The following is an 8,482-nucleotide window of genomic DNA, read 5'->3' as shown; positions in this document are numbered from 1 at the left end:
AGGAGACGTGCATCGCGGAGGTCCGCTACCTCATCGGGATGCTGCCCTCGAACAACCGTGAGAACCCGCCGACGGTCGAGAGCGACGACCCCGCCGACCGGCGCGGCGACGTCCTGCTGGATCTGGTCCCGGCCGACGGCAACCGCCCGTACGACATGCACAAGGTGATCGAGGAGCTCGTCGACGACGGCGACTACCTGGAGATCCACGAGCGCTGGGCCCGCAACATCATCTGCGCGATGGCCCGCCTCGACGGCCAGGTCGTCGGCATCGTCGCCAGTCAACCTCTTGCACTGGCAGGGGTCCTGGACATTCACTCGTCCGAGAAGGCGGCACGCTTCGTCCAGACCTGCGACGCGTTCAACATCCCGCTGGTGACCCTGGTCGACGTCCCCGGCTTCCTGCCCGGCGTCGACCAGGAGCACGGTGGGATCATCCGCCACGGCGCGAAGCTGCTCTACGCCTACTGCAACGCCACCGTGCCGCGGATCTCGCTCATCCTGCGGAAGGCCTACGGAGGCGCGTACATCGTCATGGACAGTCAGTCCATCGGGGCCGACCTGACCTACGCCTGGCCCACCAACGAGATCGCGGTGATGGGCGCGGAGGGCGCGGCCAACGTGATCTTCCGCCGCCAGATCGCCGAAGCCGTCGACCCCGAGGCCATGCGCTCGCACATGGTGAAGGAGTACAAGGCCGAGCTGATGCACCCCTACTACGCGGCCGAGCGCGGCCTCGTCGACGACGTCATCGACCCCGCCGAGACCCGCGAGGTGCTCATCGCCTCGCTCGCCATGCTCCGCCGCAAACACGCCGACCTGCCGTCGCGCAAGCACGGCAACCAGCCCACATGAGCACCGCGACCGGGCCGCTCGGCCCCCTCCTGCGCGTGGTCCACGGCTCCCCGACCGACGAGGAACTGGCCGCCCTCGCGGCCGTCCTCACCGCCGTCCGGAGCCGGCCGCCCCCTCCGCCCCCGGGCAGCGTCCACGAACGGGCCGCCTGGGGCGATGCCGCGCACCCGCTCTCCCCTGCCGCCTCCTGGCGGAACGGCCGGGGATGACACGCACGGGCCGCCTCACGCGGCCCGTGCGTGCCGGTCACTGCTGGAGGTCGCCGCCCAGCAGCATCCCGCTGGCCCAGGGCAGCCCCAGACCGGCCGGGCCGAAGGAGGCCGACGAGCTGTAGGCGGGAGCCGACGCACCGCCCGGCAGGACCCACACCGCGCCCTGGTCGTTCTCCCACGCGGCGCCGACCACGAGGTCCGGCCGCCCGTCCCGGTTCAGGTCCCCGGCGCTCACCGTCGCCCCGAACTGGTCCCCCGCCTCGATGCCGCCCGGCACCCCGGCGGTGTCCTGGTTGAACGCGTAGGAGCCCGCGCCGAGTTGGCCCGTACGGCGGCCCGGCACGACGATGACGCCCCCGGCGTTGCCCTTGCCGCCGATCTCCTCGCCTGGCGTACCGACGATGATCTCGGCGGCCCCGTCCCGGTTCAGGTCGGCGACCGCGACGGACGCCCCGAACGCGTCGTACCGCTCCCCGCCGCCCGGCACCCCGGCGGTGTCCTGGTGGATGGTCATCGGATCCTTGTCGTACGCCACGCCCTTCGCCGACCCGAACCACACGTGCACGGCCCCGCCGGTGTGGCCCCACAGGCCCTCCACCGTGCCGGGCTCGTCGGGGTCGCCGAGGACCAGGTCGCCGTAACCGTCCCCGTTGACGTCCCCGACGACGGAGGTGAGCCCGTCGCCGCCCTGCATCCGGTGGGCCCAGGGATGTGCCTCGTTGGTGTAGTTGACGAACGCGTAGCCGCCGCTGAGCCCGCCCATGCGGCCGTTGACGAGCACCCGGTCGGCAGCCTTGTCCCCGTTCACATCGCCGTAGGCGGCGGAGCGCATCCACCCCGTCCCGTCGTGCAGGTAGGACGACGCGACGCCGCCCGTCCGGGTGAACGGTCCGGTGAGCTGGCTGGTGGTGTTGTTGTTGACGACGAGGACCTGGGTCCCGTCCGGCCCGGACCAGGCGGCGACGTCCCGGCCCGCCTGCCCGTCCGGCTCGACGACGGTGGGCAGCGCGGCCCCGGAGACCAGCCCGTTCTTGCTGCCCCAGAGGACGGTCGCCGCGCCGGCCGCCTTCGCGGAGCCGACCTTCTCGTACGGCGATCCGATCACGACGTCGGCGAATCCGTCCTTGTCGAGGTCCGCGACGGCGCTCGACGCCCCGAAGGCGTCCCCGGCCTCGGCGGCCCCCGGGACGCCCGGTGAGGCCTGCGTGATCACGGCCCGTTTGGCGGCGGAGACGCCCTGGGCGGACCCGTAGAGCACGACGACGGCCCCGGCCCAGTCCAGTCCGTTGACGGTGGCACGGGGCGCGGGGACGACGACGTCGCTGTACCCGTCCCCGTTGATGTCCTGCGGCACGGGAAGCGGCGCGGCCTGTGCTGTCCCCCCGGACAGCGTGGTCGCGGCCACGGTCATCGCGGCGATGGCGGCCAGTGCGGCCGTGCGTCTCGCACGTGCGGTCGTTCCGGTCATGTGTAGTGCCCCCACCCTGAGTTGCCCGGCGTGTGTGGGGGTATTCAGCCACGGGACCCCGCGCCGCGGTCACGCGGGGTCCCGGTTCGGCGGACCGGTCAGCCGGTCCAGGTGAGGAACGCGGACCAGGCGTCGGGCGCGACGGCGAAGGCGGGCCCGTCGGGCACCTTGGAGTCACGGACGTGGACGGCGTGGGGGCAGGCGGCGACCTCGATGCACTCGCCGCCGCTGGAGCTGCTGTAGGAGGACGTGTGCCAGTCGAAGGCGACCTCGATGCAGTTGCCGCCGCTGGCGTTGCTGTAGCTCGACGTGAACCATCGGAGGGTGCTGCTCATACCGCTACTCCTGCCAACCGCTTGATGAGGTCCAGCGATTCACGAGGACCCAGGGCCTGTGCCCGGATCATCGCATAGCGCCGGGCGTACGTGCTCGCCTTTGCGGGGTCGCTGATCAGCAGGCTCTCGTCCTGCGCCTCCAGATAGACGAGATGCTCGTGCGTAGGGGTCTCCACCAGGTTCATCTCGCCGTGACCAGCTGCGTACTCCCCATATTTACCGGCGTCCAGCGGCAGCACCAGCAGCGTGACATTGCGGCGGCGCGCGCACTCCACGAGGTGGAGCAGCTGCTCCCGCATGACCTCCTCGCCGCCGATGACGCGCCGCAGGACGGCCTCGTCGATGATGATCTCGATCATCGGGAGCGGGTCGCGGTCGAAGAGAACCGTGCGCTCCATCCGCAGCTGGACCAGCTCTTCGACCCGCTGCTCGGAGAGCGGCGGGTATCCGCCGCCGATCAGCGCCCGCGCGTACGCCTCCGTCTGGAACAGCCCGTGGATGACGTTCGTCGCGAACAACTGGAGGCTGAGCGCGGCCTGCTCCAGCAGCGCGTAGTCCTGGAACTGCTGCGGGTACTTCTCCATCCGCATGTACCGCCGCGCGGTATCGAACACGGTGGTCCCGTTGCCGAGTACGCGTTCGAGCTCCACCAGCATCGCGTCGCTCGCCGGCTGCGCGCACGTCTCCATGGCGCTCACGGCCGCTGCCGAGTAGCCGAGCTCAAGGCCGAGCTGTTCCTGTGTCCACCCCCGCTGGATGCGCATCGTCCGGACCACTTCCGCCACCATGAGGGCCATCGGGCTCGCGGTTTGCTTGTTCTCAGCACTCGCCATTACGCGATCTCATTTCGACTCGACCGGACTCAACCGGTCACTACTCGAAGTCGTTGAAATCCACCCCACTTCAGAGAAGTTCGAGCAGGTCAACGGCTGTACGACGCACCTCGGCAGGTACGGAGAACGCTAGGTGATCGGGGTCACAATCGTCCTGTGAACGCACTTAATGGTGGGCTGAGGGCCGAGTGGATTCCGGACTCCGGATTCCAGCTCCGCAAGGCGGGCGTGCAATTCGACGCAGTCCGCGTGGACGGCGACGACGGGCGGCGGCTGGCCGACCTGATGGAGGAGTTGGTCGGCGGGGAGCCGGGGCCCGTCGTCACCGAGTCGAACGGGCGGCGCGGGGTGTACTTCCTCGTGCCCGCGGGCTCCACGGTCGGGCGGCCGTGGCCGCGTGCGGCGACGACATTCAACGCGGCGACGGGCCGCATCAGTTACGTCCCCGTACCGGCGCTCGGGGGTGACACCTGGCCGCTGATGTGGCGGTACCCGCCCACGCGCCCGGGGCGGTTCGTGCACACGTTAATCCTGTTCAACGCGGCGTATGCGTCACTGAATTGAGTGACCGAGATACGTCACGGGCCCCGCGTCCGGAACCGCGATCTCGTGGAAGCCGACGCGGTCGTAGAAGGCGCGGGCCCGGGTGTTGGTGGTGAGCATGCCCAAGTGGACCGCCTTGACGTTCTGATCGGCGAGCGCGGCGAGGAAGGTCTCCATGAGCCGCCGGCCGTGCCCCGACCGCTGGTGGGTCGGGAGGAGGTCGATGTGCAGGTGGGCCGGATAGTCGGCCAGCTCCGGCAGGATCATGCGCTCGGGGTCGTGCATCAGGGTGGTCATCTCCTCGGTGGGAGTGGCCGGTTCGCGCACGGGGGCCGGGTAGCGCTCGGCGAGGCCGGGGAGCCATTCGGCGCGGTAGCGGTCGACAAAGGACGCGGTGTCGGCCGTGCCGAGGATGTAGCCGACCGCGCGCCCGTTGTCCTCGACCACGAACGCCAGCTCCGGCTCAAGGACGGCGTAGGGCGCGGCGAAGATGTTCGGCAGCAGGCCGGGGTCCGGGTAGAGGTGACGGGCGTCCCCGCCCTCGTGCCCGGTGCGTACGCAGATGTCGAAAAGGGCCTCGCGGTCCTCGGGGCGGTACGGGCGCAGCACGGGCGACGGAGAGGTCATGCGGGGATCTTTCAGCTGCGGGAGCGCTCCCGCAAGGGTTTTCCCGCAGCTTCCGGCCGCTTCTGGCCGGTTCCGGTCGGTCCTCCCGGTCCGCTGTCCCGGCGACGGCGGGGAGACTTGACACAAAAGTGCATGATCGTGCAACCTTCTGGTCGTCCGTCAACTCCTGCCGCACTGTCGCGGGATGTTGTTGCTTGCGCGATCAATGACCTGGAGGTCGGCGCATGGCTGAACCCGTGAAGATCAAGATCTGGTCCGACTACGTCTGCCCCTTCTGCATGCTGGCCGAAGGCCCGCTCGAAGAGGCGATCAAGGATGTGGGCGGGGAGGTGGAGGTCGAGTGGATGCCTTTCGAGCTGCGCCCCCACCCCCAGCCCACCCTGCGGCCGGAGGACGAGTACCTGCCCAGCATCTGGGAGCGGGCCGTCTACCCCATGGCGCGTCGTCTGGGCGTCGACATCACGCTCCCCGCCGTGTCCCCGCAGCCGTACACCGCTCTCGCCTTCGAGGGCTATCAGTACGCAGCCGAGCACGACCTCGGGACCGCCTACAACCAGCGGATGTTCCGCGCCTTCTTCCAGGAGAACCAGGACCTGGGGCAGGTCGACGTCCTCGTCGCCCTGGCCGGCGAGGTCGGCCTGGACGAGGCCGGGTTCCGGGCCGCGCTGGCGGACGGGACCTATCGCGCCCGTCATCAGGAGGCCCTGCGGGAGGCGGCGGCCCACCGCGTGCAGTCCGTTCCCACCCTGCTCGTCGGTGACATCCGGATCGAGGGGGTTCCGCGTCCGGCCCAGTTGCGCAAGGCGATCCTGGACGCCCGGGCGCAGCAGGCGGAGGGCGTCGTCTACGGAGCCTCCTGCGGCATCGACGGGAGCTGCTGAGGTGCCCGCCACGCGTCCTGGTGCGCTTCCCCGCACACATCCCGCGCTCAAGGCGGCCCGGTTCGCGGGGCTGGAGCTGTGCAACAGATACGCCGTCGCCCCCATGACCCGGGTCTCCGCGACCGAGGACGGCCGGGCCACCGAGGAGATGGCCGCGTACTACACGGCGTACGCCGAGGGCGGCTTCGGGCTCCTGATCACCGAAGGGACCTACACCGACCGGGCCTTCAGCCAGGGCTACCTGCATCAGCCCGGCATCACGGACGAGGCGCAGGCCGCCGCCTGGCGGCCCGTCGTCGAGGGAGCGCATGCCGCCGGCGCGCGCGTCGTCCTCCAGCTGATGCACGCCGGGGCCCTCTCGCAGGGCAACCGCTTCCGTGACCGGGCCGCCGGCCCGTCGGCGGTACGGCCGCTGGGCGAGCAACTGGCCAAGTACCGGGGCAGCGGCCCCTGGCCCGTGCCGATGGAGCTGACCCGCCGCCAGATCGCGGAGGCCGTCCACGGCTTCGCCGCCGCCGCGGCCCGCGCCCGCGACGTCGGCTTCGACGGGGTGGAGATCCACGCCGCCAACGGCTATCTGCTCGACCAGTTCCTCACCCCGTACACCAATCTGCGCACCGACGACTACGGCGGGGGAGTCGAGGAACGCCTGCGGCTCGTACGGGAGGTGACGGCCGAGGTCAGAGGCGCGACCGGGGCCGGCTTCCCGGTCGGCGTCCGCTTCTCCCAGGGGAAGATCAACGACCCCGCCTGGCGATGGCCGGGCGGGGACGCCGAAGCGGAAGCGGTCTTCACCGCCGCCGCCGCGGCCGGTGCCGACTATCTGCATCTCGCGGGAGGCGGACGGGACTGGTTCCCGGAAGGGCGGACGCTGCCCGCGCTCGCCCGGACGGTCACCGGGCTCCCCGTGATCGCCAACGGCGGGCTGCATCAGGAAGCCGTGGCGCGGCGCGTTCTGGACGAGGGGCACGCCGACGTCCTGGCGATCGGGACGGGCGCGCTGGCCAACCCCGACCTGCCGCGCAGGGTGGCGGCGGGGACGGTCCAGGCCGCGTTCGACCCCCGGCTGCTGGAGCCGCTGGCGACTCTGGACAACGCCCGTACGTACGCGAACGCTTGACACTGATTACATGCACATGCAAGGGTAGTTCCCGCAGGGCAAGTTGCCGGCGGAGGATTCTGAAAGCATCCGCTTGCATGTGCAGGCAAATGGCCGAGCGGATGGCCGACCACAAGACCGACGCAGGGCAACTCGGGAGACGAACTGCTCATGGGTACACACGAAAGCGAACTGCTGGGCTACGCCCACGAGGCGGTCCGGATCAGCCGCGAGCATGTCGCGCAGGGCGGAATCCCCTTCTCCGGCGTGGTCGTGGGCAGTGGACGGATCCTGGGGACGGGCTTCAACCGCGTCCGTGAGGACAACGACCCGACCGCCCACGCCGAGGTCGTCGCCCTCCGGGAGGCCACCACGAAGTACGGGATCCACGCCGTGGCAGGCGCCACCCTGATCGCCTCCGGTGAGCCCTGCGCCCTGTGCTACCTGGCGGCGCGGTACGCCGGCATCGGCCACATCGTGCACGCCGCCGACCGCAGGACCGCTGCCCGGTACGGCTTTGACTACACGAGCTCGTACGCCGTCTTCGCCGAGGACCCGGAGCGCTGGCCCATCAAGGTCACCGCGCTGCACCTGCCCGAGGCCGAGCAGCCGTTCCAGGACTTCCTCTCCATGAGCAGAGCCCCGCGCTAGCCGGCCACCCGCCCCACGGCACGGCCGCCCGGCACCTGTCACCCCGTACTTCCCGCTCACCCGTACTTCCCGCACTTCCCGCACTTCCCGCTCACCCCGTTCATCCCCGCCCATTCACCGCACGGAAGGACCTCCCATGCACTGGCTCTACCTCGCCATCGCCGTCGCCTTCGAAATCCTGGTCGCCATCGCCGCCGGAAAGGCCGAGGGCTTCAAGAACCGCAAGTGGACCGGCATCACCCTGGCCAGCGGTGCCGCCGCGACCTTCTTCCTCAGCAAGGCGCTGCTGACCTTCGACGTCGGCGTCGGCTACGCCCTGTGGACGTCCGTCGCGGGCGTCGGCATCACCGTCCTCGGCGCGCTGTTCTTCGGCCAGCGTCTGAACGTGAACAAGGCGATCGGCATTCTCCTCGTCATCGGTGGCGTCGTCGGCCTGCAGCTGAGCGGTTCCGCCTGACCCCGGAGCCAGGCCCCCGGCCCCGTACGCCCCGCACCTCCGCGCCACCACCTGACGACTTCCCTGAGAGAGGACTCACCTCCCATGTCCAACGAAGCCAAGAGCTCCACCAACGCCTGGCTCTCGCTCCTGCTCGCCGGAGTCTTCGAGATCGGGTACGCGCTCGCCGTCGGCGGCAGCGAAGGCTTCACCGTCCTGACCTGGTCCCTGGTCGCGGTGGTGTTCTTCCTGCTGACGCTCTACGCACTGAGCCTCGCCCTCCGCACGATCGACGTGAGCATCGGCTACGCCGTCTGGGCGGGGATCGGCGCGGTCGGCGCCGCGGTCCTCGGCCCGCTCTTCTTCGACGAGACCCTCACCCTGGCCAAGGGCATCTGGCTGGCCGTCATCATCGTCGGGGTCATCTGGCTCAAGCTCGCCGACCGCACGAAGCCCGAGGCGGCGGCCGCGCCCCGCTCCGAGCAGATCGCGGACCGGACCAGCGCGGTTCAGGTCTGACGCTCTCCCGCCGGTACGCCCGCA

12 protein-coding genes are annotated in these 8,482 nt (G+C 70.5%); 8 read left to right on the top strand and 4 right to left on the bottom strand.

The window, feature by feature from the left end; all coding sequences use genetic code 11:
* Positions 1-854, top strand: an 854-nt coding sequence (locus IE272_RS28225) for an acyl-CoA carboxylase subunit beta (protein ID WP_308433881.1), incomplete at its 5' end; no start/stop codon positions are given.
* Positions 851-1,063 (top strand): acyl-CoA carboxylase epsilon subunit, encoded by a 213-nt coding sequence (locus IE272_RS28220; protein WP_190008653.1) that lies wholly within the window; start codon positions 851-853, stop codon positions 1,061-1,063. The genes IE272_RS28225 and IE272_RS28220, both read left to right, overlap by 4 nt.
* Before the next feature lie 37 nt (positions 1,064-1,100).
* Here IE272_RS28220 and IE272_RS28215 read toward each other — a convergent pair whose 3' ends face one another.
* The 3 genes from IE272_RS28215 to IE272_RS28205 all read right to left on the bottom strand — a co-directional run bounded on the left by IE272_RS28215 (position 1,101) and on the right by IE272_RS28205 (position 3,702).
* A complete protein-coding gene (locus IE272_RS28215; RefSeq protein ID WP_190008651.1) occupies positions 1,101-2,534 on the bottom strand; it encodes an FG-GAP and VCBS repeat-containing protein in 1,434 nt (477 codons plus the stop codon).
* Between the two features lie 98 nt (positions 2,535-2,632).
* Positions 2,633-2,869, bottom strand: a complete 237-nt coding sequence (locus tag IE272_RS28210) for a DUF397 domain-containing protein (RefSeq protein ID WP_190008649.1) — start codon at positions 2,867-2,869, stop codon at positions 2,633-2,635.
* Entirely contained in the window at positions 2,866-3,702 is an 837-nt protein-coding gene (locus IE272_RS28205) for a helix-turn-helix domain-containing protein (RefSeq protein WP_190008647.1), read from the bottom strand. The genes IE272_RS28210 and IE272_RS28205 overlap by 4 nt, the downstream gene beginning before the upstream one ends.
* Positions 3,703-3,858: 156 nt before the next feature.
* Here IE272_RS28205 and IE272_RS28200 point away from each other — a divergent pair, with 156 nt between their 5' ends.
* Complete coding sequence (locus tag IE272_RS28200; RefSeq protein WP_179889693.1) at positions 3,859-4,266, top strand: hypothetical protein; 408 nt, start codon at positions 3,859-3,861, stop codon at positions 4,264-4,266.
* Here the strand turns inward: IE272_RS28200 and IE272_RS28195 are convergent.
* Positions 4,255-4,872: a GNAT family N-acetyltransferase gene (locus IE272_RS28195; RefSeq protein WP_190008645.1), complete on the bottom strand. Its 618-nt coding sequence runs from the start codon at positions 4,870-4,872 to the stop codon at positions 4,255-4,257. The two genes, IE272_RS28200 and IE272_RS28195, sit on opposite strands and share 12 nt — an antisense overlap.
* Positions 4,873-5,096: 224 nt before the next feature.
* Here IE272_RS28195 and IE272_RS28190 point away from each other — a divergent pair, with 224 nt between their 5' ends.
* The 5 genes from IE272_RS28190 (at position 5,097) to IE272_RS28170 (ending at position 8,458) form a co-directional block, all read left to right on the top strand.
* Positions 5,097-5,753 carry a DsbA family oxidoreductase gene (locus tag IE272_RS28190; RefSeq protein ID WP_190008643.1) on the top strand — a complete coding sequence of 219 codons (657 nt, stop codon included), beginning with the start codon at positions 5,097-5,099 and terminating at the stop codon, positions 5,751-5,753.
* 1 nt (position 5,754) lies between these two features.
* Entirely contained in the window at positions 5,755-6,873 is a 1,119-nt protein-coding gene (locus tag IE272_RS28185; protein ID WP_190008641.1) for an oxidoreductase, read from the top strand.
* Positions 6,874-7,023: 150 nt separating this feature from the next.
* Positions 7,024-7,503, top strand: coding sequence for a nucleoside deaminase (locus tag IE272_RS28180; RefSeq protein WP_050362448.1), 480 nt, complete (start codon positions 7,024-7,026; stop codon positions 7,501-7,503).
* 136 nt (positions 7,504-7,639) lie between these two features.
* Positions 7,640-7,960 (top strand): DMT family transporter, encoded by a 321-nt coding sequence (locus tag IE272_RS28175; RefSeq protein WP_030588623.1) that lies wholly within the window; start codon positions 7,640-7,642, stop codon positions 7,958-7,960.
* Positions 7,961-8,044: 84 nt separating this feature from the next.
* On the top strand, positions 8,045-8,458 hold the full coding sequence (locus tag IE272_RS28170; protein ID WP_050362449.1) for a DMT family transporter: 414 nt from the start codon (positions 8,045-8,047) through the stop codon (positions 8,456-8,458).
* Positions 8,459-8,482: the final 24 nt, after the last annotated feature.

The organism is Streptomyces anulatus (assembly GCF_014650675.1).
Lineage (GTDB): Bacteria > Actinomycetota > Actinomycetes > Streptomycetales > Streptomycetaceae > Streptomyces > Streptomyces anulatus.
This window is presented reverse-complemented; position numbering and strand designations above follow the sequence as displayed.